General features: G+C 73.6%; 23 protein-coding genes and 2 pseudogenes. 15 read left to right on the top strand and 10 right to left on the bottom strand.

The features are described 5' to 3' along the window. Positions 1–53: 53 nt before the first annotated feature. From QUE40_RS12545 to QUE40_RS12525, 5 genes are all read left to right on the top strand, one after another. Entirely contained in the window at positions 54–872 is an 819-nt protein-coding gene (locus tag QUE40_RS12545; RefSeq protein WP_289231175.1) for a biotin--[acetyl-CoA-carboxylase] ligase, read from the top strand. Then, positions 869–2149 carry an adenylate/guanylate cyclase domain-containing protein gene (locus QUE40_RS12540; RefSeq protein WP_289231174.1) on the top strand — a complete coding sequence of 427 codons (1281 nt, stop codon included), beginning with the start codon at positions 869–871 and terminating at the stop codon, positions 2147–2149. The genes QUE40_RS12545 and QUE40_RS12540 overlap by 4 nt, the downstream gene beginning before the upstream one ends. Continuing rightward, positions 2076–2807 (top strand): enoyl-CoA hydratase-related protein, encoded by a 732-nt coding sequence (locus QUE40_RS12535; protein WP_289233082.1) that lies wholly within the window; start codon positions 2076–2078, stop codon positions 2805–2807. The genes QUE40_RS12540 and QUE40_RS12535 overlap by 74 nt, the downstream gene beginning before the upstream one ends. Before the next feature lie 68 nt (positions 2808–2875). Beyond that, a complete protein-coding gene (locus QUE40_RS12530; RefSeq protein ID WP_142005926.1) occupies positions 2876–3553 on the top strand; it encodes a response regulator transcription factor in 678 nt (225 codons plus the stop codon). A 28-nt stretch (positions 3554–3581) separates the two neighbouring features. Continuing rightward, positions 3582–4610 carry a sensor histidine kinase gene (locus QUE40_RS12525; RefSeq protein ID WP_142005925.1) on the top strand — a complete coding sequence of 343 codons (1029 nt, stop codon included), beginning with the start codon at positions 3582–3584 and terminating at the stop codon, positions 4608–4610. On the opposite strand, the gene QUE40_RS12520 is transcribed toward QUE40_RS12525, so the two are convergent. Next, positions 4541–5116: a GtrA family protein gene (locus tag QUE40_RS12520; RefSeq protein WP_236022368.1), complete on the bottom strand. Its 576-nt coding sequence runs from the start codon at positions 5114–5116 to the stop codon at positions 4541–4543. The two genes, QUE40_RS12525 and QUE40_RS12520, sit on opposite strands and share 70 nt — an antisense overlap. A gap of 52 nt (positions 5117–5168) precedes the next feature. On the opposite strand from QUE40_RS12520, the gene QUE40_RS12515 reads away from it, so the two are divergent. Beyond that, positions 5169–6356: a 5-(carboxyamino)imidazole ribonucleotide synthase gene (locus QUE40_RS12515; RefSeq protein ID WP_289231173.1), complete on the top strand. Its 1188-nt coding sequence runs from the start codon at positions 5169–5171 to the stop codon at positions 6354–6356. Next, positions 6353–6894 (top strand): annotated as a pseudogene (gene purE, locus QUE40_RS12510) (5-(carboxyamino)imidazole ribonucleotide mutase). The gene QUE40_RS12515 and the pseudogene purE overlap by 4 nt, the downstream one beginning before the upstream one ends. A gap of 52 nt (positions 6895–6946) precedes the next feature. On the opposite strand, the gene QUE40_RS12505 reads toward purE, so the two are convergent. After that, positions 6947–7549 carry an SRPBCC family protein gene (locus QUE40_RS12505; RefSeq protein WP_289231172.1) on the bottom strand — a complete coding sequence of 201 codons (603 nt, stop codon included), beginning with the start codon at positions 7547–7549 and terminating at the stop codon, positions 6947–6949. Between the two features lie 171 nt (positions 7550–7720). Between QUE40_RS12505 and QUE40_RS12500 the strand changes: the two are divergent. Then, a pseudogene (locus QUE40_RS12500) lies at positions 7721–8736 on the top strand (LLM class F420-dependent oxidoreductase). A gap of 141 nt (positions 8737–8877) precedes the next feature. Next, on the top strand, positions 8878–9387 hold the full coding sequence (locus QUE40_RS12495) for a hypothetical protein (RefSeq protein WP_289231171.1): 510 nt from the start codon (positions 8878–8880) through the stop codon (positions 9385–9387). A gap of 3 nt (positions 9388–9390) precedes the next feature. Here the strand turns inward: QUE40_RS12495 and QUE40_RS12490 are convergent, their stop codons facing one another. Beyond that, on the bottom strand, positions 9391–9615 hold the full coding sequence (locus tag QUE40_RS12490) for a hypothetical protein (RefSeq protein ID WP_142005920.1): 225 nt from the start codon (positions 9613–9615) through the stop codon (positions 9391–9393). A 52-nt stretch (positions 9616–9667) separates the two neighbouring features. On the opposite strand from QUE40_RS12490, the gene QUE40_RS12485 reads away from it, so the two are divergent. Together QUE40_RS12485 and QUE40_RS12480 are read left to right on the top strand one after the other, a co-directional pair. After that, positions 9668–10216 (top strand): MarR family winged helix-turn-helix transcriptional regulator, encoded by a 549-nt coding sequence (locus tag QUE40_RS12485; RefSeq protein WP_289231170.1) that lies wholly within the window; start codon positions 9668–9670, stop codon positions 10214–10216. A gap of 9 nt (positions 10217–10225) precedes the next feature. Further along, on the top strand, positions 10226–11392 hold the full coding sequence (locus QUE40_RS12480; RefSeq protein WP_289231169.1) for an acyl-CoA dehydrogenase family protein: 1167 nt from the start codon (positions 10226–10228) through the stop codon (positions 11390–11392). Between the two features lie 50 nt (positions 11393–11442). Here QUE40_RS12480 and QUE40_RS12475 read toward each other — a convergent pair whose 3' ends face one another. Then, the gene (locus tag QUE40_RS12475) at positions 11443–12342 is read right to left on the bottom strand and encodes an LCP family protein (RefSeq protein ID WP_289231168.1); all 900 of its coding nucleotides are present in this window, start codon (positions 12340–12342) and stop codon (positions 11443–11445) included. Beyond that, complete coding sequence (locus QUE40_RS12470) at positions 12293–13120, bottom strand: hypothetical protein (RefSeq protein ID WP_289231167.1); 828 nt, start codon at positions 13118–13120, stop codon at positions 12293–12295. Before QUE40_RS12470 ends, QUE40_RS12475 begins: the two co-directional genes overlap by 50 nt. Positions 13121–13268: 148 nt before the next feature. On the opposite strand from QUE40_RS12470, the gene QUE40_RS12465 reads away from it, so the two are divergent. The 3 genes from QUE40_RS12465 to QUE40_RS12455 are packed head-to-tail and all read left to right on the top strand — an operon-like array spanning position 13269 to position 15985. After that, a complete protein-coding gene (locus QUE40_RS12465) occupies positions 13269–14336 on the top strand; it encodes a glycosyltransferase family 2 protein (RefSeq protein ID WP_289231166.1) in 1068 nt (355 codons plus the stop codon). 58 nt (positions 14337–14394) lie between these two features. Continuing rightward, positions 14395–15213, top strand: coding sequence for an ABC transporter permease (locus QUE40_RS12460; RefSeq protein ID WP_142005916.1), 819 nt, complete (start codon positions 14395–14397; stop codon positions 15211–15213). Between the two features lies 1 nt (position 15214). Further along, positions 15215–15985 carry an ABC transporter ATP-binding protein gene (locus QUE40_RS12455; protein ID WP_289231165.1) on the top strand — a complete coding sequence of 257 codons (771 nt, stop codon included), beginning with the start codon at positions 15215–15217 and terminating at the stop codon, positions 15983–15985. A gap of 25 nt (positions 15986–16010) precedes the next feature. Here the strand turns inward: QUE40_RS12455 and QUE40_RS12450 are convergent, their stop codons facing one another. From QUE40_RS12450 to QUE40_RS12430, 5 genes are all read right to left on the bottom strand, one after another. Then, positions 16011–16649: a CoA transferase subunit B gene (locus QUE40_RS12450; protein WP_289231164.1), complete on the bottom strand. Its 639-nt coding sequence runs from the start codon at positions 16647–16649 to the stop codon at positions 16011–16013. A gap of 3 nt (positions 16650–16652) precedes the next feature. Then, a complete protein-coding gene (locus QUE40_RS12445) occupies positions 16653–17477 on the bottom strand; it encodes a CoA transferase subunit A (RefSeq protein ID WP_142005913.1) in 825 nt (274 codons plus the stop codon). A gap of 82 nt (positions 17478–17559) precedes the next feature. Beyond that, complete coding sequence (locus QUE40_RS12440) at positions 17560–18780, bottom strand: NAD(P)/FAD-dependent oxidoreductase (RefSeq protein ID WP_289231163.1); 1221 nt, start codon at positions 18778–18780, stop codon at positions 17560–17562. 57 nt (positions 18781–18837) lie between these two features. Continuing rightward, positions 18838–19581, bottom strand: a complete 744-nt coding sequence (locus QUE40_RS12435; RefSeq protein WP_289231162.1) for a TIGR03089 family protein — start codon at positions 19579–19581, stop codon at positions 18838–18840. A 5-nt stretch (positions 19582–19586) separates the two neighbouring features. Then, positions 19587–21083: an aldo/keto reductase gene (locus QUE40_RS12430; protein WP_289233081.1), complete on the bottom strand. Its 1497-nt coding sequence runs from the start codon at positions 21081–21083 to the stop codon at positions 19587–19589. Between the two features lie 1173 nt (positions 21084–22256). Here QUE40_RS12430 and pseB point away from each other — a divergent pair. After that, entirely contained in the window at positions 22257–23264 is a 1008-nt protein-coding gene (gene pseB, locus QUE40_RS12425; RefSeq protein WP_236022366.1) for a UDP-N-acetylglucosamine 4,6-dehydratase (inverting), read from the top strand. Positions 23265–23309 lie beyond the last annotated feature (45 nt).

Genomic DNA, 23309 nt, shown 5'->3' with positions numbered 1-23309 from the left:
CGGCGAACAGGCGTCTCTCCGGGCGCGCGAGCCCCACCCATACCCTTGGTGACGTGAGCCACAGCCACCCCGAGCGCCCAGCGACCGACGGGCCCCTGCTCGAGACCAGGCTGCGCGGGTCGCGCTGGGCGCGGCCGGAGGTGCACGGCACGATCGGGTCCACCAACTCCGAGGCCATGACCGACCCCGTCCCGGGGCGCGTGGTCGTCGCCGACCACCAGTCCGCCGGGCGCGGCCGGATGACCCGCACCTGGAGCGCGCCGCCCGGCTCGGCGCTCGCGGTCAGCGCGGTGCTGCCGCTGCCCGCCGACCCCCGCCGCTGGGGCTGGGTGCCGTTGCTGGTCGGCCTCGCCGCCCACCGCGCGCTCGGCGCGACCGGCGCCCGGGTCGGGCTGAAGTGGCCCAACGACGTGCTCGCCCGCCCCGCCGACGACCGGCCGTGGGGCAAGCTCGCCGGCATCCTGTGCGCGACCACCATCCACGCCGACGCCCCCGTCGTGGTCGCCGGCGTCGGCACCAACGTCGACCTCACCGCCGACGAGCTGCCGGTGCCCACCGCGACCTCGCTGCGGTTGGCCGGCGGCGGCAGCCCCGACCGCGCCGAGCTGGCCGCGGCGCTGCTCACCGAGCTCGCGGTCGCCGAGCGCGCCTGGACCGCGGGCGGGGCCGAGCTGATCGCCGCCCAGGACGCCTACCGCGCCGCCTGCGTCACTCTCGGCTCGGCCGTGCGCGTCGAGCGTGACGCCGGCGACGTCGTCGGCGACGCGGTCGACATCGACGGCGAGGGCCGCATCGTGGTCGACTCCGGCGGGCGGCGCCACGCGCTCGCGGTCGGCGACGTGGTGCACGTGCGCCCGCAGGGAGCCGCATGAGCGACCAGGAACCACGCCCCGACTGGGACCGCGCAGAGTTCGTCGACTCCATCGAGGCACGGATCATGGGCGGGGGCCGCGAGTTCACCCGCACCGACGTCGCCGCCGAGGTCGGCGTCACCCAGGAGGCGGCCGAGAACCTTTGGCGTTCCTTGGGATTCGCGAGCGCGCGCGACGACGACCGGGTCTTCACCGCAGCCGACGTCGAGGCGCTGCGCGACGTCGTCGAGAGCGTGCAGAACGGCCTGCTGCCCGGCCCGACCGCGCGCGGGCTGGCGCGGGCGTACGGCCGCAGCACCGACCGCCTCGCGATGTGGCAGACCCAGCTGCTCAGCGACTTCGTGGCCGGCGAGCAGATCGGGCTCGACAGCGACGTCGCCCGCCGCACCGCCGAGCTGACCGCCGACCTGATGGACCGGCTGGAGCCGTTGCTGGTCTACGTCTGGCGGCGCAACGTGTCGCTGGCCATCTCGCGCCTGGTCGCCGACAGCGAGCCCGAGAGCCACGTCGGCGTGCGCCGCACGGTCGGGTTCGCCGACCTGGTGAGCTTCACCCAGCTCGTTCGCCATCTCAGCGAGCGCGACCTGGCTCGCCTGGTCTCGCGCTTCGAGGCGCTCGCCTCCGACGTGGTCAGCAGCCACGGCGGGGCGGTGGTCAAGACGGTGGGCGACGAGATCCTGTTCACCCACCAGGAGATCGTGCCCGCCGCCGACATCGCGCTCGACCTGGTCGACGCGGTCACCAGCGACGACCTGATCCCGCACCTGCGCGTCGGGCTGTCGCAGGGCCGGGTGCTGGCCCGCCAGGGCGACGTCTACGGCGACACGGTCAACCGCGCGGCGCGGCTCACCGCCGCGGCCCGGCCGAGCACCGTGCTCGTCGACCACGACGTCGCGTGGGGCCTGGCCACCTCGCCGCGGTTCGTCACCGACGAGCTCGACCCCATCGAGCTGCCCGGCCTCGGCACGCTGCGGCCGTGGAGCCTGCGCCGCGCCCCCTCGAGCTCGAGGGCGACGACGAGCTGGTCTTCGCCCCGCTCGACCCGCACCAGTTCGACCCGGCGCCGCCCGAGGGCACCCCGCACGGTGCCTCGCCGGCGCCGGGCCCCGCACCCAGCGACCGCACCGACTAGGAGGAGTCCCCATGACCGAGCAGCTGGTCCGCGTCGAGCGGCACGGCGACGGCGGCCACGTCGCCGAGCTGGTGCTCGACCGGCCGTCGGCGATGAACGCCGTGTCGACCGCGATGGCCGAGGCGATCGCGGCCGCCACCGGTGAGCTGGGCTCGGACCCGCAGGTGCGCTGCGTGGTGCTCACCTCCTCCCACGACCGGGCGTTCTGCGTCGGCGCCGACCTCAAGGAGCGCAACGCCCTGTCCGACGCCGAGATGGTGCGCCAGCGGCCGGTGTCGCGGTCGGCGTACGGCGGGGTGCTGGCCCTGCCGGTGCCGGCGATCGCCGCGGTCGACGGGTTCGCCCTCGGTGGCGGCTTCGAGCTGGCGCTGTCCTGCGACGTCATCGTCGCCGGTGAGGAGGCGCTGGTCGGGCTGCCCGAGGTGTCGGTCGGGGTGATCCCCGGCGGCGGCGGCACCCAGCTGCTCGGCCGTCGCGTCGGCTGGTCGCGCGCCGCGCGGATGATCTTCTCCGCGGCCAAGCTCAAGGCGCCCGAGGCGTACGCCCTCGGTGCCGTCGACCAGGTCGTGCCGGCCGGGTCCGCCCGCGAGACCGCCCTGGAGCTGGCCGCCGCGATCGCGGCGAACTCACCGGTCGGGCTGCGCAACGCCAAGAAGGCGATGCGGCTCGGGCTCGACGTCGACCTGCAGACCGGGCTCGAGGTCGAGGACGCCTGCTGGCGCGCGACCGCGTTCTCCGGCGACCGCGCCGAGGGCGTGCTGGCGTTCAACGAGAAGCGCGCACCGCGCTGGCCGGGCCAGTGACGCCGCCCTCGTCCCGACCCGGTCTGAAGCAGGAGCATCCGATGGCGCCGAACCCTACGATCACTCCGATGACGCGAGTCCTGCTCGCGGAGGACGACCCCGCGATCTCCGAACCCCTCGCGCGCGCCCTGCGCCGCGAGGGATACGACGTCGACGTCTGTCCCGACGGCGAGGCCGCGCTGGCCGCCGCGAAGGAGAACCCCGACCTGGTGCTGCTCGACCTCGGGCTGCCGACCATCGACGGCCTCGAGGTCTGCCGCCGGCTGCGCGCCGAGGGGCGCACCGTGCCCGTGCTGATCCTCACCGCCCGCGCCGAGGAGGTCGACACCGTCGTGGGTCTCGACGCCGGCGCGGACGACTACGTCACGAAGCCGTTCCGGCTCGCCGAGCTGCTCGCCCGGGTGCGCGCGCTGCTGCGCCGCTCGCCGCTGGAGCTCGCCGGCGAGCACCCGGCCGTGCGCATCGACGCCGACGCCCGGCGCGCGTTCTTCGGCGACGAGGAGCTGCAGCTGACGGCCAAGGAGTTCGACCTGCTGCGGGTGCTGGTGCGCGAGCAGGGCAAGGTCGTCTCGCGCGAGCAGCTGATGCGCGAGGTCTGGGACACCGCCTGGTACGGCTCGACCAAGACCCTCGACATGCACGTGTCGGTGCTGCGCCGCAAGCTCGGTGACGACGCGTCCGCGCCGCGGTTCATCACCACGGTCCGCGGGGTCGGCTTCCGGTTCGACCCCGAGGCGGGCGGCTAGTGCGCCTGGCCGGGCCGGGACCGCGCTGATGCCGCTGCGCGACCGGCTGCTGCGCTCGACGCTCACCACGGTCGCGGTCGTGGTCGCGGTGATCGTGCTGCCGTCCGCGGCGTTCGGGGCGTGGCACGTGCTGATCGACGCCCGCGCCGGCGGCGGCCCGGGCGTGGTGGCGCTCGGCGGCGGGCTCGTGATCGCGCTCGGCCTGCTGGGCGGCGGCGTCGGGGCCTGGCTCGCCCGGCGCGACGCCGAGCGGCTGGCCCGCCCGATGGCGGCGCTCGCCGGCCAGGCCGAGGCGCTGGGGCGACGGCCCGGCGCGTCCCCGGTCACCAGCGGCGTCGCCGAGATCGACTCCGTCTCGGAGGTGCTGCGGCAACGGGCGGTCGAGCTCACCCAGCGGCTCGCGCACGAGCGGCAGTTCGCCTCCGACGCCTCCCACCAGCTGCGCACCCCGCTCACCGCGCTGCTCATCCGGCTCGAGGAGATCTCGATGCTCGACGACCCGGTCGAGATGCGCGCCGAGGCCACGAGCTGCATCGAGCAGGTCGAGCGCCTGACCAGGGTGGTCGACGACCTGCTCCGGCGCACGCCCGCCGGCGCCGGCGGGAACACGGACGAGACCTCGCTGGACTCGGTGCTCGCGGCGCTGCAGCGGGAGTGGCAGCCGGCGTTCTCGCGGGCGCGGCGCAGCATCAAGATCGCGGGGGAGCGGGGGCTGCGGCTGCGGGTGCGCCGCGACGACCTGGCCCAGATCATCTCCACGCTGCTGGAGAACACCCTCGAGCACGGCAGCGGGCTGGTCGAGGTCGAGGCCCGGCGCACCGGCCCGTCGGTGGTGCTGGAGATGACCGACGAGGGCGCCGGCATCGACCCCGGCATCGCGCCGCACGTGTTCGAGCGCCGGGTCACGACCGGCGGCACGGGGCTCGGGCTGGCGCTGGCGCGCGACCTGGCGCAGTCCAACGGCGGGCGGCTGGAGCTGCTCGAGGCTCAGCCGGCGCGGTTCGCGCTGTTCCTCTCGGCGGCCGACGGGGAGGCCGAGGGCTCGCTGCCGGCGTGAGGGTGCTGCGGCTCGCCGCCGAACGGCGTCTCGTCGCCCGGGTCGCCGGGGTGCTCGTTGGCGAACACCAGCTGGCGGTAGGCCCAGAAGCGGAACAGCGTGCCGAGGCCGATGCCGAGCAGCGCGTTGACGTTGACGGCGAGCGGGGAGTCCATGCCCAGGGCGTAGTGGGTGAACGCCAGCCAGACCGCGCCGATCGCGAGGGCGATGGCGTTGACCAGGAAGAACAGCGTCACCTCGTGGGCGACCGGCCGGTTGTGCCGGTGCCGGAAGGTCCACCAGCGGTTGCCGACCCACGCGAAGACGGTCGCGACCGCGCCGCTGACGATCTTGGCGGTGGTGACCTTGTCCTCGAGGGGACCGTTGACCAGCAGGTTGAACCCGCCGAAGTCGATGAGGAAGCAGACGGCACCGACGATGCCGAACTTGGCGACCTCGCGCCACAGCACGTTCATCGTGCCGCGCAGGCGTTCGAGCACGCCGTTCCCTCCCTCGGTCGGTGCCACGTGGACAGGGTGACTCTACGTGCCGCGGCCGCGCACTCGTAGGGTGTGCCCCGTGACTGGCACCTCGCAACCCCGTCGGGCACCCGGCGGATTCCCGGTCGTGGGCATCATCGGCGGGGGCCAGCTGGCCCGCATGGCGCAGCCTCCGGCCATCAATCTGGGCATCACGCTGTCGGTGCTCGCCGAGGCCGACGACGCCAGCGCCGCCCAGGTCGTGCCCTCCTCGCCGGTCGGCGAGCACACTGACACCGAGCGCGTGCGCGAGTTCGCCCGGGGCGTCGACGTCGTCACCTTCGACCACGAGCACGTGCCGGCCGAGGTGCTCGCCGCGCTGGAGTCCGACGGCGTCGTGCTGCACCCGTCGCCGGCCGCGCTCGCCCACGCGCAGGACAAGCTCCGCATGCGGCGCCGGCTCACCGACCTCGGCATCCCGTGCCCGGCCTGGGCCGCCGTGCACGACGCCGCCGAGCTCGAGGCGTTCGCGGCAGAGCACGGCTGGCCGGTCGTGCTGAAGACGCCGCGCGGCGGGTACGACGGCAAGGGTGTGCGCCTCGTCCGCTCGGCCGACGAGGCGGCCGACTGGCTCCGGCGTGCCGACGCCGACGGGCTGCTGGCCGAGGAGGCCGTCGACTTCCGCCGCGAGCTCGCCGTGCTGCTCGCGCGCAGCCCGTCGGGGCAGGCGGCCGTCTGGCCAGTCGTCGAGACCGTGCAGACCGAGGGCATCTGCACCGAGGTGCTCGCGCCCGCGCCGGGGCTCGACCCCGACCTCGCGGCCCGGCTCTCGGAGGCCGGGCTGCGCATCGCGGGCGAGCTCGGCGTCACCGGTGTGCTGGCCGTCGAGGTGTTCGAGACGCGCGCACCCGACGGGCAGCCGACGTACGTCGTCAACGAGCTGGCCATGCGCCCGCACAACAGCGGTCACTGGACCATCGACGGGTCGGTCACCAGCCAGTTCGAGCAGCACCTGCGGGCGGTGCTCGACCTGCCGCTCGGCGACCCCTCGCCGCGCGACCGGTGGACCGTGATGGCCAACGTGCTCGGTGGCGACTTCCCCGACCTCTACCCGGCCTATCGTCATCTGATGGCGCGCGACCCGGGGCTGAAGATCCACCTCTACGGCAAGGACGTGCGGCCCGGTCGCAAGATCGGCCACGTCGACGTGAGCGGGTCCGACCTGCCCGAGCTGCGCGAGCGGGCGCAGCACGCCGCCGACTACCTCCAGGGAGTGGTCACCGAATGACCAACGACACCAACGCTTCTCGCGCTCCGCAGGTCGGGGTCGTCATGGGCAGCGACTCCGACTGGCCGGTCATGCAGCAGGCCGCCGACGTGCTGCGCGACTTCGGCATCGAGTTCGAGGCCGACGTCGTCTCGGCGCACCGGATGCCGCACGAGATGGTCGACTACGGCAGCCGCGCCGCCGAGCGCGGGCTGCGGGTGATCATCGCCGGGGCCGGGGAGCGGCGCACCTGCCGGGCATGCTCGCCTCGGTCACGACGCTCCCGGTCATCGGTGTCCCGGTGCCGCTCAAGCACCTCGAGGGCATGGACTCGCTGCTGTCGATCGTGCAGATGCCCGCCGGGGTGCCCGTCGCGACGGTGTCGATCGGCGGGGCGCGCAACGCGGGGCTCCTCGCGGTGCGGATGCTCGCGGCCGGCGAGGGGGAGCAGGCGGTCGAGCTGCGCGAGGCGCTCGCGACGTTCGCGGACGACCTCAAGACCGCCGCCCACGCCAAGGGCGAGTCGCTGCGCAAGCAGGTCGCGGAGCAGCAGGACTGAGCGGCGGCAGCGACCGGGGGCACGCCCCGGCCGCTGCGCGAGGCGCTCCCGGTCAGCCGCCGGTGTAGGCCTGAACCGTTGCGGCGCAACGGCGTTCGGCGTCGTCGGCGGGCGTGCCCGCGGCGAGGTCGGCCTCGAGCCAGCGCGCCCCGCTCTCGCGGTAGAACGCCTTGCCCTCCTCCGAGGACATCCACTCGGCGGCGAACTGAGGGTCGACCGGCTCGCCGCTCTCGACGTGCAGGCCGAGCCCGTGCAGCATGCCGTCCCAGCCGATCCCGACAGCCGCCGGCCCGAACTGGCGCCAGTGGTCGTCGTCGGTGCCGGCGGTGTGCTCGAGCGTGAACCGGGCGCGGTCGCCGTCGGGGGTGACGGTGACCCGGATGCGGCTGACCTGCTCGGCGTACTCCCAGGTCGCGGTGAACTCCCGCGGCGGGTCGCAGCTCTCGATCGTGCCGTGGGCGTTGCCGGCGAGCTCGTAGCTGCCACCCGGCCGCAGGTCGCCGCTGATCGGCAGGAACCACCGCGGGATCCGCTCGGCGTCGGTGCAGGCGTTCCACAGGTCCTCGACGTCGGTGGGGTAGGTGCGGCTGAGCGTGAGCACCTGCTGGCCGTCGGCGTACGACAGCGTGCGGCGGGTCTCGGCGAGCTGGGTCATGCGGTCTCCTCGGTGGGTCGGGGACGGGCGGGGGCCGGTGCGTCGCCGCCCGGCGGTGACCGGGCCTGCCGTGCGCGACCGCGGTCCTGGACGCCATGGTGCCGGACGACCGTCCGATGTCCGGCCGCGCGGCGCCCGCCTGCGGTGCGCGGGCGTACTAGCGTCGTGGCCATGCGATTCGGAGCCTTCGTTCCCCAGGGTTGGCGGATGGACCTCGTCGGCATCGACCCGGCCGACCAGTGGCGCGTGATGCGCGACCTGGCCCAGCGGTTCGACGCCCAGGAGGCCTGGGAGTCCATCTGGGTCTACGACCACTTCCACACCACGCCGCAGCCGACCGAGGAGGCGACGCACGAGGCGTGGACCCTGATGGCCGCGTTCGCCGCGGCGACCGACCGGGTGCGGCTCGGTCAGATGTGCACCTGCATGAGCTATCGCGAGCCGACCTACCTCGCGAAGGTGGCGGCGACCGTCGACGCGATCTCCGGCGGCCGGGTCGAGATGGGCATCGGCGCCGGGTGGTACGAGCACGAGTGGCGGGCGTACGGCTACGGCTTCCCCGGTGCGGGGAGCGGCTCGCGCGGCTGCGCGAGGGCGTGGAGATCTTCCGGCAGATGTGGACGACCGGCTCGGCGACGCTCGACGGCAAGCACTACCAGGTCGACGGGGCGCGGTGCTGGCCGCGACCGCTGCAGGGCACGGCGCTGCCGGGCTCGACCCGCAACGGCATCCCGATGTGGGTCGCCGGCGGCGGTGAGCGCAAGACGCTGCGCATCGCTGCGGAGTACGCCGACTACACCAACTTCCTCGGCGACCTGGAGACCTTCCGGCACAAGAGCCAGGTGCTGGCCGAGCACTGCCGCGACATCGGGCGCGACGTCGAGGAGATCGTGCGCAGCGGGAACCTCAACATCCACCTCGGCCGCGACGAGCGCGAGGTCGACGAGCGCATCCGCGCGGTGCAGGAGCGCTTCCGCGCGGCCGGGGTGTCGCAGGACAAGGTCGACGCGGTCGCCCAGCAGCGCGACGACCTCGGCGCGGGCACGCCCGAGCAGGTCGTCGAGCAGCTGCGCGCGCTGGAGCAGGCGGGAATGACGTACGCCATCGTCAACTTCCCCGAGGCCGCGTACGACACCAGCGGCATCGAGCTGTTCGAGCGCGAGGTCGTGCCGGCGCTGCGGTCCTAGCCCGCCGCTCGTCGGGCCCCGGCCCCGGTCGTCCACACCCTGTCGCGGTCGGCGACGGCCGTCCACAGGCCGCCGCGCACCCGGTGCGCGCGAGCCGTCGACGGCGGCAGCGTCTCCTTCACCAACGAGGAGGAGACCTTCATGAAACGCATTCGCATGGCCGTCCCGGCGCTGCTCGCGGCGGCCGTGGTCGCAGCCCCGGCGGCGCCGGCCGCCGCCGACTCGCCGGCGGCTCCGGGATGGTCGTCGTCGATGACGATCCAGGTCGGCGGGGTCTGGATCGGTGAGCTGCCCGCGGGGATGGGCGTGTCCCAGCCGTTCGAGTCCGAGGGCGACGACGGCGAGCAGATCTCGACCACGGTCTGGGAGTCGCAGACGCCCGAGGGCTATCGGGTCGACGCGAGCATCACCGTCGTGCGCGCGTCCTGGTTGCAGGAGCCGCAGCCGGCGTTCGAGTGGCTGCGCGACTGGCAGGAGCGGCCGGTCGAGGAGGCGGACTACCGCCGCATCACGCTCGCCGACGGGCGCCCCGCGTGGCTGTCGGCCGACCAGGTGGTCTGGCTGGTGGAGCCGGGCGTCGTGGCGTCGGTGCGGCTGGCGCCGGACCGGTTCGACGTCGGGCTGCTGCCGCGCATCGCGGCGTCGGCCTAGCCGTCAGGCGGCCGGACGGGCAGCGGGGGTCGCGGCGTGCCTGGCGTGCGCGGCGGCGACCCGCGCTGCCCGCTCCCGGCGCAACCGCTCGCGCGGGTCCGCGTCGAGGGCGCGGTGCGGCGGGCCGCCCCAGGCGAGCAGGTGATACATGACGCGCCACCGGAAGCGATAGCCGACGGACAGGCCGGCGCGGTCCTTGGCGATGGGGGTGGGCTGCTGGTGGCTCATGGCCAAAAGTTAGCACACCAACGATTGGGGCACCAAGTGTTAAGGTGCGGACATGCCTCCCCGTGAACCGGACGCATCGTCCGACCCGAGTGCCACCGCCGCGACGTCGATCGATCCGTTGTCGCTGGAGGCCCAGGTCTGCTTCGGTCTGGCCCTGGCCGCCCGAGGTGTCATCGGCGCCTACCGCCCCGTCCTGGAGCCGCTCGGCCTCACCCACCCGCAGTACCTCGTGATGCTCGCGCTCTGGGAGCGCGGCTCGGTGTCCAACAAGGAGCTCGCCGACCTGCTCGGGCTCGACCCCGGCACGGCGACACCGCTCGTGCAGCGGCTGGTCAAGGCCGGCCTGGTCGAGAAGCACCGGCCGCACGACGAGCGCTCCGTCGTCATCGAGCTGACCCCCGAGGGCCGGGCGCTGCGCGAGCGCGCCGAGCACGTGCCGCACGTCATGGTGCGCCGGCTCGGGCTCGAGATGGCCGAGGTCGAGCAGCTGCGCGCCTCGATGCACCGGCTGATCACCGCCGCGGCGCAGGCCGGGCCGCCCACCGAGGAGGAGCTGGCCGCGCTCGCGGGCCGCGCCGGAGGCCGACGAGCCGCTGGGTAGTCTGCGAGGGTGACCGGAAACACAGACTTCGACCTGTTCCAGATCTCCGAGGATCACGAGGCGCTGCGCGAGGCCGTGCGCTCGGTCGCCGAGGACAAGATCGCGCCCTTCGCCGCCGACGTCGACGAGCAGAGCCGCTTCCCGCAGGAGGCCCTCGACGCGCTGGTGGCCGCCGACTTCCAGGCGCCGCACATCGCGGAGGAGTACGACGGGGTCGGCGCCGACGCGCTCGCCACCTGCCTGGTGATCGAGGAGGTCGCCCGGGTCTGCGTGTCGTCCTCGCTCATCCCGGCGGTCAACAAGCTCGGCACCATGCCGGTGATCCTCGGCGCGTCCGAGGAGGTCAAGAGCAAGTACCTCCCGCCGGTGGCGCGCGGCGAGGCGATGTTCAGCTACGGCCTGTCCGAGCGGGAGGCCGGCTCCGACACCGCCGCCATGCGCTGCCGTGCCAAGGCAGAGGGCGACGAGTTCGTGCTCAACGGGCAGAAGTCGTGGATCACCAACGCGGGCGAGTCGCAGTTCTACACCGTGATGGCGGTCACCGACCCCGACGGCGACCGCGGCCGCAACATCACCGCGTTCGTGGTCGAGAAGGACGACGAGGGGTTCGGCTTCGGCGAGCCCGAGCGCAAGCTCGGCATCAAGGGCAGCCCCACCCGCGAGCTGCACTTCGACAACTGCCGCATCCCCGCCGACCGGATGGTCGGCGACCTCGGCGAGGGTCTCAAGATCGCGCTGCGCACCCTCGACCACACCAGGGTGACCATCGGGGCCCAGGCCGTGGGGGTGGCGCAGGGCGCGCTCGACTACGCGACGGCGTACGTCAAGGAGCGCAAGCAGTTCGGCAAGGCGATCGCCGAGTTCCAGGGGCTGCAGTTCATGCTCGCCGACATGGCCATGAAGCTCGAGGCCGCGCGGCAGATGGTCTACGTCGCCGCCAGCAAGTCCGAGCGCGGCGACGCCGACCTGACCTTCTTCGGCGCCGCGGCCAAGTGCTACGCCTCCGACGTCGCGATGGACATCACCACCGACGCGGTGCAGCTGCTCGGCGGCGCCGGCTACGTCAAGGACCACCCGGTCGAGCGGATGATGCGCGACGCCAAGATCACCCAGATCTACGAGGGCACCAACCAGATCCAGCGGATGGTCATGGCCCGCCAGGTCCTGAAGGGCTGATCGGCCGCGGCCCCAGCCCCGGCCCCCAATCCCCGGAGGCCCGCAGTCGGTTACGGCGCGACGTTGGGTGACTCGTCGTTGTTGAGCGCGCCGAACAGCGCCTGCGACCGGGCGGCGTCCCACAGCACGGCGTCGCCGCTGCGGGTCTGGTAGTTGCTGTCGGCGACGGGCACCTGCACCGACTGGCCGCTGCCGTTGCTGATCTTGCGCAGCGCCAGCATGATCTTCAGCGCGCCGTACGGCGACATGTCGTTGTCGACCGCGACGCCCTGCGCGCCGGAGGTGCCCATCGAGCGCAGCTTGACCGGGTTGAGCAGGTTGGCCGGCGTCGCCATCTTGTTCATCAGCGCGCCGAGGAACTCCCGCTGCCGCTGCGCGCGACCGAGGTCGCCCAGCGGGTCGGAGTAGCGGGCGCGGACGTACCCCAGCGCGTTCTTGCCGTCGAGGGTCTGGCAGCCGGCGGGCAGGTCGATCGCGGCCTTCACGTCCTTCATCGGCTTGTCGAGGCACATCTCGACCCCGCCGACGCTGTCGACGACCGAGGCGAACCCGCCGAAACCGATCTCCATGTATCCGTCGACGCGCAGGCCCGTGGCCGCCTCGACCGTCTGGTTGAGCAGCTTCGGGCCGCCGATGGAGTAGGACGCGTTGATCTTGTTGCGGCCGCGGCCCGGGATCTCGACGTAGGAGTCGCGGGGGAGGAGACCAGGGTCGGGTTCCCGCTGTCGGGGATGTGCAGCAGCATGATCGAGTCGGTGCGCCGCCCCTCCGCGCGACCGGTGCCGAGCGTGTCGCGCTGCTCGGCGGTCAGCCCCTCGCGGGAGTCGGACCCCACGAGCACGATGTTGGTGCCCTTGCCCTCGGCCGGGCGGTTGTCGGTCGGGATCGCGTCGATCTTGGTCACCGTGTTCCAGGCGCTGCTGGCGGCCCAGACGAGGGCGCCGACCCACAGCATGACGACGACGAGCAGCGCCGCGAGCCAGCGCCGCCAGCGGCGACGGGGGCGGGCCGCGCGCGGCGGACGTCCCTCGCGCGGGGTCGGCGGCCCCTGCGGCGGACGGGGCGGGGAGCCTGGCCGCCGCGGCGTCCGCGCGGGGGAGCGCCGGAGCCGCGCGGCGCGGCCGCCGGGATCTCGCGGGTGCGGTCGGGGCCGTAGCCCTCGTCGAACGTGCCGTCGTCGACGGGCCTGCGGCCCTGGCCCTGGACGTACGCCGGGGTCCGGCGCCCGCCGCCGCTCGCCGCTGCCGAGCCCGCGGCTGCGGCGCCTGCCGCGCCGGCTGCACCTGCGGCCGGCGCGCCGGGGGCCCGGTTCGGGACCGCCCGGGTGGGCTGGGCGCCCTGCGGCGGGCGCCCCTGCGAGGGCACGGCGCGAGTCGACTGGACACCCTGAGCGCCCTGCGCCGGCCGGCCCTGACCGGGCACGGCGCGCGTGGGCTGGGCGCCGCCCTGCGCCGGACGACCCTGGGTCGGACGGCCCTGGCCGCGTCCCTGCGGACGTCCCTGCCCCGGCACCGCTCGGGTCGGCTCGCCACCGGGTCGACCGGGGCCGCCCTGACCGGGCGCGGGGCGCTGCGGGATGGCCTGGGCGGTGTCGTCGGGACCGGCCTCCGGGGCGCCGCCCTGCGGGCGCCGTCCCCGACGGGTGTCGACGACGAACACCTCGGTGTCGTCGGAGTCGGTGGGGCGCCGGCGCGGGAGCCGGTGTCCGGGCTGGTCGTCCTGGGGCACCACGGCAGGGTAGCCCCGTCGGCGGAAGGCTCCCTGGGACGCGGCGCTCGCGTGGCGCGTCGTCCCTGCGGGTGAACCGGGGTCTTCCCCGACGCGCTCGCCCGGCCGCGACGGCGCCGCGCACCCGGGCGGGTAGCCTCGGTCCGCGATGACAGCCGAAGACCGGGCGGGCGTGGACCCCGCAGAGACCGCCGCCGCCTCGGGCATCTCGGTCGTCATGCCCATCCTCAACGAGGAGCGCCACCTGGCCGAGTCGGTCGCGGCCGTGCTCGCGCAGGAGGTGAGCGGCCCGGTCGAGGTGCTGCTGGCCGTCGGCCCCTCGCAGGACCGCACGCTCGAGGTGGCCGAGGAGCTGGCCGCCGCCGACGACCGGGTGCGGGTCATCGACAACCCGAGCGGGCGTACGCCCGACGCGCTGAACGCCTGCCTGCTAGCCGCGACGTACGACGTCGTCGCCCGGGTGGACGGGCACGGCATCCTCTCGCCGCGCTACCTGCAGACCGCGCTGGAGACGCTGGAGCGCACCGGCGCCGCCAACGTGGGCGGGATCATGGACGCCGTCGGCGTCACGCCGTTCGAGGAGGCCGTCGCGATCGCGATGAAGTCGCCGATCGGGGTCGGCGGGGCCCGGTTCAAGCTCGGCGGCGCCGAGGGGCCGGCCGAGACGGTCTATCTCGGGGTGTTCCGCCGGTCCTGGCTGGACCGGATCGGCGGCTACGACCCGCGCTTCAGCCGCGCCCAGGACTGGGAGATGAACTGGCGCATCCGCAAGCTCGGCGGGCTGGTGTGGTTCACCCCGCAGCTGCGCGTGGAGTACCGCCCGCGCGGCAGCTTCCGCACGCTGGCGCGGCAGTACCGCGACTACGGCCGCTGGCGCCGGGTGGTCGCCCGGCAGCACCCCGGCTCGATCAACCTGCGCTACCTCGCCCCGCCCGCGGCCACCGTCGCGGTCGCGGCGGGCGCGCTCGGCGGTCTGGCGTGGCGACCGCTGCTGGCCGTGCCCGCGACCTACCTCGCCGGGGTCACCGTCGGCGGTCTCGTGATCTCCCGGGGGCAGCGGCCCGAGGTCGCCGCCCTCGTCCCGGGGGTGCTCGCCACCATGCACCTGACCTGGGGCTGGGGGTTCCTGACCTCCCGGATCCGGCTCGGCGAGGAGCCCGACCCGCTGACGCGACCACAGGTGCAGCGAACTCACAGCGACGGCCCGGTAGCCTGACGCGGCGGGCCTCCCAGCCGGCCCCGAGCAGGCGCAGCAACACCCAGGCAAGGACGGTATGGACCTCACAACGCGGCTGGCCCGCATCTGGGAGCACCGCAACGTGCTCGACACGCTGGTCAGGCGTGACCTGCGGGTGCGCTACGCCCGCTCCTGGCTGGGCTACCTGTGGACGCTCATCGACCCGCTGGCGATGGGCCTGGTCTACTTCTTCGTCTTCGGCGTGCTGCTGGGCTCCCGGCAGGTGCCCGGGATGCCGTTCATCGTCTTCCTGATGGCCGGCATGCTCCCGTGGAACTGGTTCAACGCCTGCATCAACGAGTCGTCGCGGGCGCTGCTGTCCGAGCGGCTGCTGGTGCGCTCGACCAACCTGCCGCGCGAGCTGTGGGTCGTGCGGGTGGTGCTGGCCAAGGGCGTGGAGTTCCTGCTCAGCATGCCGATCCTGTTCCTGTTCGCCGGCTGGTACATCGCCCGCGGCGAGATGTCGCTGGACTGGCAGCTGGTCTGGATCCTGCCCGCGCTGGTCATCCAGCTGATGCTGTGCATCGGCATGGGCCTGGTCATGGCGCCCATCACGACTCTGGTCGACGACTTCATCCGCATCGTGCGGATCGTGCTGCGGATGCTGTTCTACTTCACGCCGATCGTCTACTCGCTGCAGCTGGTCGAGGAGCGCGCGCCGTGGGCGCAGCCGTTCATGGCGCTCAACCCGATGGTCGGCATCACCGACATGTACCGCGCCGGCCTCACCGAGCACTCGTCGTACCAGCCGTTCCACACCGCGTGGCTCAGCGCCTTCGTCATCGCCGCCGTGTGGCTGGCGTTCGGCATGTGGTTCTTCCGCAAGTTCGAGCCGACCGTGCTGAAGGAGATCTGACATGGCCGTCGAGTGGAAGACCCCCGAGGGGCAGCCCGTCATCTCCGTCGAGGACCTCGGCATCGAGTTCCTGCGCTCGCGCAAGCGCAAGCTGTCGCTGCGCGAGATCGTCTACACCCGGCGTACGACCCACGACAAGGGCACCTTCTGGCCGCTGCGCGACGTGAGCTTCGAGGTCGGGCGCGGTGAGGCGGTCGGTCTCGTCGGCGGCAACGGCGAGGGCAAGTCGACCCTGCTCAAGCTCATCGCGGGGACGCTGCTGCCCGACGAGGGCCGCGCGATCGTGCGCGAGGGCGTGGCTCCGCTCATCGAGCTCACCGGCGGGTTCATCGGCGAGCTGACGGCGCGGGAGAACATCTACCTGACCGCCGGGCTGCACGGCATGAGCACCGAGCAGATCGACGAGCGCTTCGAGGAGATCGTCGACTTCGCCGGGCCGCAGGTGCGCGCCGGGCTGGACCTGCCGTTCCGGCACTTCTCCTCGGGCATGCAGGTGCGCCTGGGCTTCTCGGTCGTGACGTGCCTGGACGAGCCGATCATCCTGGTCGACGAGGTGCTCGCCGTCGGCGACAAGGCGTTCCGCGAGAAGTGCTACCAGCGCATGGAGAAGCTGCTCGACGAGGGCCGCACGCTGTTCCTGGTGTCGCACTCCGAGGGCGACCTGCTGCGCTTCTGCACCCGCGGCCTCTACCTGCGCGGCGGTGCGCTCGTCGGCGACGGCACGATGCGCGAGGTCATCGACCAGTACAACGACGACATCCTCGCCAGCTGACCTGCGCGGCCCGCACTGCCCGGCTTCAGCGGGTGGGAGTCGTGAGCTCGGGCTCGGTCTTGGCGCGCACCTCGTCCTCGGTGACGCCGGGGGCCAGCTCGCGCAGCACGAGGCCGTCTTCGGTGACGTCGATGACCGCGAGATCGGTGATGATCCGCTGCACGACGCCCTTGCCGGTGAACGGCAGCGAGCACTCCTGGACGATCTTGAACGAGCCGTCCTTGGCGGTGTGCTCCATCAGCACGATGACCTTCTTGGCGCCGTGCACCAGGTCCATCGCGCCACCCATGCCCTTGACCATCTTGCCGGGGATCATCCAGTTGGCGATGTCGCCGGCGGCCGACACCTGCATGGCGCCGAGGATCGCCGCATCGACCTTGCCGCCGCGGATCATGCCGAAGCTGGTGGCCGAGTCGAAGATCGAGGCGCCGCGCCGCAGCGTGACGGTCTCCTTGCCGGCGTTGATGAGGTCGGGGTCCTCGTCGCCCTCGATCGGGTAGGCGCCGACGCCGAGGATGCCGTTCTCGGACTGCAGCACCAGCTCGACGTCGTCGTCGACGTAGTTCGGGACCAGCGTCGGCAGGCCGATGCCGAGGTTGACGTAGTCACCGTCGCTCAGCTCCTGCGCGGCGCGGGCGGCCATCTGCTCGCGGGTGAGTGGCATGGCTCAGGCCTCCGTGGTCTCGCTGCCGGCGGCGGCACCGGCCGCCGTGGGTGACTCCTGACGCGGGCGGGTCGTGACCCGCTCGATGCGCTTGTCGCGGGCCTGCTCGGGCGTGAGCGCCAGCACCCGCTGGACGTAGATGCCGGGCAGGTGGATCTCGTCGGGGGACAGCTCGCCGGGCTCGACCAGCTCCTCGACCTCGGCCACCGAGACCCGGCCCGCCATGGCGCACAGCGGGTTGAAGTTGCGGGCGCTGGTGCGGAACACCAGGTTGCCGTGCCGGTCGCCCTTCCAGGCACGCACCAGGCCGAAGTCGGCGACGATCGAGTCCTCGAGGACGTACTCCGTCTCCTCGCCCGCGAAGTCGATGGTGCGGGTCTCCTTGGGCTCGGACGCCTTGGCGATCGAGCCGTCGTCGGCGTAGCGCAGCGGCATGCCGCCCTCGGCGACCTGGGTGCCGACGCCGGTGCGGGTGAAGAACGCCGGGATGCCCGCGCCGCCGGCGCGCAGCTTCTCGGCGAGGGTGCCCTGCGGGGTCAGGTGGACCTCGAGCTCGCCCTCGAGGTACTGCCGCGCGAACTCCTTGTTCTCACCGACGTACGACGCGGTGATCTTGCTGATCCGCTTGTCGTTCAACAGGATTCCGAGACCCCAGTCGTCGACGCCGCAGTTGTTGGAGATCACGTGCAGGTCGGTCGCGCTCGTGCCGTGCAGCGCCTGGATCAGCACGCTCGGGATGCCGCAGAGGCCGAACCCGCCGACCGCGAGCGATGCGCCGTCACCGATTCCCTCGATCGCCGCCGCCGGCGAGGAGACCACTTTGTCCATGGCGGCGACTGTAGTCCGCGTCACATCCGAGGGTCCGCCGGGGCGAGCACCCGGGGGCCTCGCGTTCGCCTCGTGGGCGTCGTCAGGCCAGCGTGTCCAGGGGTACGTCCGGGTCGGCCAGGCGGGCGCGGTCGACCTGCTTGCCGGAGCGGATCAGTGCCTTCACGTCGTCGACGACGTCCCAGACGTTGACGTTCATGCCCGCGACGACCTTGCCGTCCTGCAGCCAGAACGCGATGAACTCGCGCTTGCCGAGGTCGCCGCGGATGACGACCTCGTCGTCGGGGTCGGCGAGGCCGACGTACTCCATGCCGAGGTCGTACTGGTCGGTGTAGAAGTAGGGCAGCTCGTCCCAGGTGGCGTCCTGGCCCAGCATCGCGGCGGCGACCGCGGCCGGGTGGTCCAGCGCGTTGGCCCAGTGCTCGACGCGGATCGGCTCGGGGTAGTCGGGGTGGGTGAACCGGGCGACGTCGCCGACGGCGAACACGTTCGGGTCGCTGGTGCGTCCCTCGGCGTCGGTGACGATGCCATCGTCGACCTCGAGCCCCGCGCCCTGCGCCAGCGAGACGTCGGGCGCGGCGCCGACGCCGACCACCACCGCGTCGGCGGGGATCACCTCGCCGCCCGCGAGGCGTACGCCCGTCACGTCGCCGGTGCCCTCGAAGCCCTCGACCTGCACGCCCGTGCGCAGGTCGACGCCGTGCTCGCGGTGCAGGTCGGCGAAGACCTGGGCGAGCTTCGGCCCGAGCACCTTCAGCAGCGGCAGCTCCAGCGACTCCAGCACGGTGACCTTGGCGCCCGCGTTGCTCGCGGCGGCCGCGGTCTCGAGGCCGATCCACCCGCCGCCGACGATGACGATGTCGCGGCCGGCGCGGAAGGCCTCGCGCAGGTCGTCGCTGTCGGACACGGTGCGCAGGGAGAGCACGCCGTCGAGGTCGGCCCCGGGCAGGTCGAGGTGGCGCGGCTGCGCGCCGGTGGCCAGCAGCAGCGCGTCGTACGACAGCTCCTCGCCGGCGGAGGTGGTCACCACCCGGTCGGCCAGGTCGAGCTCGGTGGCGCGCACGCCGAGCCGCAGGTCGACGTCGTTGTCGGAGTACCACTCCCGCGCGTGCACCGTCGCGTCGTCGAGCCCCTCGCCCTTCTGCAGGTAGTCCTTGGACAGCGGCGGCCGCTCGTAGGGCAGCAGGTCCTCACTCGCCAGCAGGGTCAGCTGCCCGCGAAAACCCTTGTCGCGCAACGCTTCCACGGCCTTCGCCCCCGCGAGTCCGCCGCCCACCACCACGATCGTCGAGTTGTCGTCCATGGGGCCCAGCCTGCGCGGTCGCGCCCGGCGCGGCAAGGCCTGGTCCGGGGCGGCGCCTCAGGGCGTCGCCGGCGCGGGGGTCGCCCCCTCCACCTCGAGCCGGTGGGGGAGCGCGTCGTCGTCGGTGCCGCGCGACAGCAGCACCGAGCCGCCCGCCGCCCACGCCGCGAGGGCCGTGCGCAGCACGCCGGTCAGGTCGCCGCGGACCAGCCAGCGCGGGGCCTGCGCGCCCGAGTCACCCACCACCCCGCCGTACGTCCACGCGCCCCGGGCGGTCACGAGCGCCTGGTCGCTCGCACCAGCGGTGGCGTAGGGGTCGAGGTGGTCGCCGTAGGTCGACAGGTCGGCGGCCTCGTCGATCGCCCCGTCGGGCAGGTCGCCGGCGAACGAGCGCGCCAGCGCCGCCTCGGTGACCACTACCTGCGCCGGGTGGCCCGCGCGGGGCTCGGTGGTCACCAGCACGTCGGCGCTCGCGCCGTCGCCGGCGCCACCGCGGCCCTCGGCACCGCCGTCGCCGGCACCACCACCGTCGACCACCGTCGCGCCGACCGCCCAGGCCGCGAGCGCCCAGTAGAGCGTGCGCCAGTGCTCGGCCGACAGGTCCAGCGCGACGGTGCTGCCGGGCCCGGCGTCCAGCTCGTCCTGCAGCAGGTTGCCGGCCTTGGCGACCCAGTTGGCGAGCACCGCACCGGACAGCTCGATGCGTTCGCCCTGGGTCGGTCCGGGTCGGTCGTCGTAGTAGGTCACCCGCGGCCCGGCCGGGTCGGCGAGCAGTCCGGGCAGCACCTCGTGCGCCAGCATCGTCGTCAGTCCTTCCCGAGCACGTCGCGCACCCGCGCGCGCTGCTCGTCGTCGAGCGGGGGTCGTGCGGCCAGGTCGGCGTTGCGCTGCAGCTGCTGCTCGTCGTCGCAGCCCACGGCGACGGAGGTGACGACGTCGTGGCCGAGGGCGTACGCCAGGCACAGGTCGTCGACGCCGTCGCGCCCGAGATCCGTTGCCAGTGCTCGCAACCGGGCGTTCCGTGGATCGTTCTGGTCGAGCACGGAGCCACCGTCGAAGACGCTGTGCGCGGTGACGACCACGTCGGCGCCGCGCAGCGCCTGCTGCACCTCGTCGGGGATGCTCGTGCCGGGGCGCAGCGGCAGCTCGAGGTAGCCGAGCCCCGGCAGCCGGAGCGCCTCGGGGACCTGCTCGGCCGTGCGCACGGCCACGCCGACGCGCTGCACCTCCCCGCCCCCGACGTACGCCCGGAGCCGCTCCCACGTCGCGGGCCGGGCGTCGGACAGGTCGTCGAGCACGGCCGCGGCGACGGACCGGCGCCCCAGCTCGGCGAACGAGCGCTCCACGCTCGCCTCCACGGCCAGCGGGTCGTGCGCGTCGGCGCCGAGCGGCCGCACCCGCGAGACGTAGCCGAACCGCTTCGTCAGCTGCGGCTCGCCGCAGGCGCGCAGCACGGCCTCGGCGTCGCCGTCGGCCCGGCCGACCTCGACGTGGGTGATGCCGCGGTCGGCGGCGTGCGCCAGCAGCGCGCGCACCTCGGGCGGCGGCGACGCGCCGGCGCCGGCCAGCTGGGTGCCGCCGAGCAGCAGCACGCTCTGCCCGAGCCCGGAGCGGTCGCGGGTCGGCACCGACGGCCCCTCCTCGCGGATGAGCTCGCGCAGCCGGTCCATCAGCGCGGTCCACGGGATCGCGACCGGGTCGGCCACCCCGCCGAACATCCGGCTCACCCGCACGTAGTCGTTGAGCACGTCGACGGTGCACCGGAACCGGTGGATGTCGGTGGGGCTCTGCGCCGGCACGTGGTCGAGGGTGCGCACGTGGCGGCGCAGCCACGGGGTCACGTGCTCCCGGTCGTACGCCGTCGTCGCCTCGCGGTCCGCGCGCCGCAGGTCGTCGATCGAGAAGACCTCGCAGCCCAGCCCCTCGGGCATCCGCGACACGTCGTTGCGGCCGTACGCATACCCGCCCCTGGCCATCGCGCTCGCCAGGTCGTCGATCACGTCGGCGTCGCCGACCGGGTTGTCCCCGGTGAGCCGCACGACGGTGTCACCGGGCTCGAGATCCCTTGTGGCAGCGACGAACCGGCCGAGCACGTCGTCGAGCGAGCCGCGCACGACGGGGATGCCGACCGAGTCGAGGTGGTCGACGATGCGCTGGTCGTAGTGCTCCTCGCTGGTGGCGACCACCACCTCGTGGCCGCTGCGCGCGGCCCGGCGGGCGACCAGCTCCACCAGCGGCATGCCGCCGATCGTCATCAGCGCCTTCCCGGGCAGGCGGGAGGAGTTCAGCCGTGACTGGATCACGACTCGGGTGCGGCTCACGGGCGACCTCCGTCGCGGTGGGGTGCTGCGGGCAGCGTACGCAGCAGCGCGTCGGCCACCCGCTCCCGTCCCCGCCCGTCGACCAGCTCCCGTCCGCGGGCCGCGAGCCGGCCGCGCTCGGCCGCGTCGAGCAGCAGCCCGCGCAGCCGTGCCACCGCCGCGTCGCGCTCGGCCGGGTCGGTGCGCAGCGCCGCCAGCTCGCCGAGGGGAGCGCCGCGCCGGTGCGGCCCGTCGCGGCATAGCCGCCGCGCTGGTTGTCGGCGACGCACACCACGGCGGTCGGCACCCCGAGGCACAGCAGCTCCCACACCGACGACCCGCTGGCGGTGATCGTGAGGTCGGTCTGCACGGCGACGCCCGGCAGGTCGGGCACCGGTCCGACGACGTCGAGGGTCTGTCCGGTGCCGGGCCGCAGGCCGGCCAGCCGACCGGCCGCCGCGGGGTCGGGGGTGACGGCGATCGCCTCGAGGGGGACGCCCGTCGCGAGCAGCAGCGGCACCACGACCTCGCCCGCGCGGGCCGGGTCGGTGCCGCCGAAAACCGTGAGGCAGCGCGGCTTCTCGCGCTCGGGTCGCGTCGCCGTGCGCCGGTCGAGCACGCTGTCCCGCAGCAGCACGTGGTCGAGGCCCGCGAGGCTCGTCGCGCCCGGCGGCGCGGCCGCGGGGGCCGGCGGCCGGGCCCCGAGGTTCTGGTCGACGTAGACGTCGGCCTCCTGGCCCGCGCCGAACTCCTCGTCCACCATCGCGAGCACCCGCACCCCGTCGGCGCGCAGCCGCGCCCCGGTGCGCGGGTCGATCTCGTAGCCGTCGATCACCACGGCGTCGATGCCGAGCCGGCCCACCAGCTCGGCCAGCGCATCAGGATCACCCGGCGCCCGACGTACGTCGATGCCGGCCTGGGCGGCCAGCTCACCCACCCACGGCACGGCGATCGACCCCAGCACCGTCACCGTCACCCCGCGCGCGCGCAGCTCCTGGCCGAGCGCGAGGCAGCGGACGGCGTGGCCGACCCCCAGCGACCCCCGGCGTCGATGCGCAGCGCGACGTGGACCGGGTCGGCGGGTGGCATGCCGGTCATGATGCCAGCGCCGGGAACACTCAGGTGAGCGCTGATAATCTGCCGTGGCGGTCCGGGTCGGACCGCGACAGTCACCACATGCTGGGAGTCTTCGCGTTGAGCAACCTCGCAGGGTCCTCGATCCTCGTCACCGGTGGAACGGGGTCCTTCGGCAAGGCCTTCATCACCCGTCTGCTGCAGGACGTCGACCCCAAGCGGGTAGTCATCTACTCCCGCGACGAGCTGAAGCAGTGGGAGGTCCGTCAGCAGTTCGGCGACGACCCCCGGCTGCGCTGGTTCATCGGTGACGTGCGCGACCTGGACCGGCTGCGCCGCGCGATGCACGGCATCGACTACGTCGTCCACGCGGCCGCGCTGAAGCAGGTCGACACCGGGGAGTACAACCCGTCGGAGTTCGTCAAGACCAACGTCATCGGCAGCCAGAACGTCGTCGAGGCCGCGATCGACGCCGGGGTCAAGAAGGTCGTGGCCCTCTCGACCGACAAGGCCTCCAGCCCGATCAACCTCTACGGCGCGACCAAGCTCACCGCCGACAAGCTGTTCATCCTCGGCAACCACTACGCCGCGGCCTACCCCACCCGGTTCGCCGTCGTGCGCTACGGCAACGTCACCGGCTCGCGCGGCTCGATCGTCCCGAAGTTCCGGGCGCTCGCCGAGGCGGGGGAGTCGCTGCCGATCACCGACCTGCGCTGCACCCGGTTCCTCATCACGCTGCCGCAGGCGGTGCAGATGGTGCTCGACACCTTCGACCTGATGCAGGGCGGCGAGCTGGTCGTGCCGCACATCCCCTCGCACAAGGTCACCGACCTGGCCCAGGCCATCGCGCCGGGCGCCAAGATGCACGACGTCGGGTTGCGCCCCGGCGAGAAGCTGCACGAGGAGATGATCAGCCCCGAGGAGGGCCGCCGCGCCATCACCGTGATGGACGGCAAGTACTACATCCTCGAGCCCGAGCTCGCGACCTGGGGCTACGAGAAGCGCACCGACGGGGTGCCCGTGCCCGTCGGCTTCCACTGCGCGTCCGACAAGAACGACCTCTGGTACGACGCCGACGACATCCGCGAGATCCTCGCCTCGGGCGTCTGACCGCTCCGTCGACGCCCCCGCATCCCCCGCCTCCTCCGCAGGACG

The organism is Barrientosiimonas endolithica (assembly GCF_030296655.1).
Classification (GTDB): Bacteria; Actinomycetota; Actinomycetes; order Actinomycetales; family Dermatophilaceae; genus Barrientosiimonas; species Barrientosiimonas humi.
This window is presented reverse-complemented; position numbering and strand designations above follow the sequence as displayed.

Excerpts from the sequence above, each read along its gene's own strand:
- QUE40_RS12505 (WP_289231172.1), bottom strand. The coding sequence starts at position 7,549 with ATGACCCAGCTCGCCGAGACCCGCCGCACGCTGTCGTACGCCGACGGC.
- QUE40_RS12490 (WP_142005920.1), bottom strand. The coding sequence starts at position 9,615 with ATGAGCCACCAGCAGCCCACCCCCATCGCCAAGGACCGCGCCGGCCTG.
- QUE40_RS12460 (WP_142005916.1), top strand. The coding sequence starts at position 14,395 with ATGGACCTCACAACGCGGCTGGCCCGCATCTGGGAGCACCGCAACGTG.
- QUE40_RS12530 (WP_142005926.1), top strand. The coding sequence starts at position 2,876 with ATGACGCGAGTCCTGCTCGCGGAGGACGACCCCGCGATCTCCGAACCC.
- QUE40_RS12495 (WP_289231171.1), top strand. The coding sequence starts at position 8,878 with ATGAAACGCATTCGCATGGCCGTCCCGGCGCTGCTCGCGGCGGCCGTG.
- QUE40_RS12540 (WP_289231174.1), top strand. The coding sequence starts at position 869 with ATGAGCGACCAGGAACCACGCCCCGACTGGGACCGCGCAGAGTTCGTC.
- QUE40_RS12525 (WP_142005925.1), top strand. The coding sequence starts at position 3,582 with ATGCCGCTGCGCGACCGGCTGCTGCGCTCGACGCTCACCACGGTCGCG.
- QUE40_RS12440 (WP_289231163.1), bottom strand. The coding sequence starts at position 18,780 with ATGGACGACAACTCGACGATCGTGGTGGTGGGCGGCGGACTCGCGGGG.
- pseB (WP_236022366.1), top strand. The coding sequence starts at position 22,257 with ATGCTGGGAGTCTTCGCGTTGAGCAACCTCGCAGGGTCCTCGATCCTC.
- QUE40_RS12450 (WP_289231164.1), bottom strand. The coding sequence starts at position 16,649 with ATGCCACTCACCCGCGAGCAGATGGCCGCCCGCGCCGCGCAGGAGCTG.
- QUE40_RS12485 (WP_289231170.1), top strand. The coding sequence starts at position 9,668 with ATGCCTCCCCGTGAACCGGACGCATCGTCCGACCCGAGTGCCACCGCC.
- QUE40_RS12445 (WP_142005913.1), bottom strand. The coding sequence starts at position 17,477 with ATGGACAAAGTGGTCTCCTCGCCGGCGGCGGCGATCGAGGGAATCGGT.
- QUE40_RS12455 (WP_289231165.1), top strand. The coding sequence starts at position 15,215 with ATGGCCGTCGAGTGGAAGACCCCCGAGGGGCAGCCCGTCATCTCCGTC.
- QUE40_RS12465 (WP_289231166.1), top strand. The coding sequence starts at position 13,269 with ATGACAGCCGAAGACCGGGCGGGCGTGGACCCCGCAGAGACCGCCGCC.
- QUE40_RS12435 (WP_289231162.1), bottom strand. The coding sequence starts at position 19,581 with ATGCTGGCGCACGAGGTGCTGCCCGGACTGCTCGCCGACCCGGCCGGG.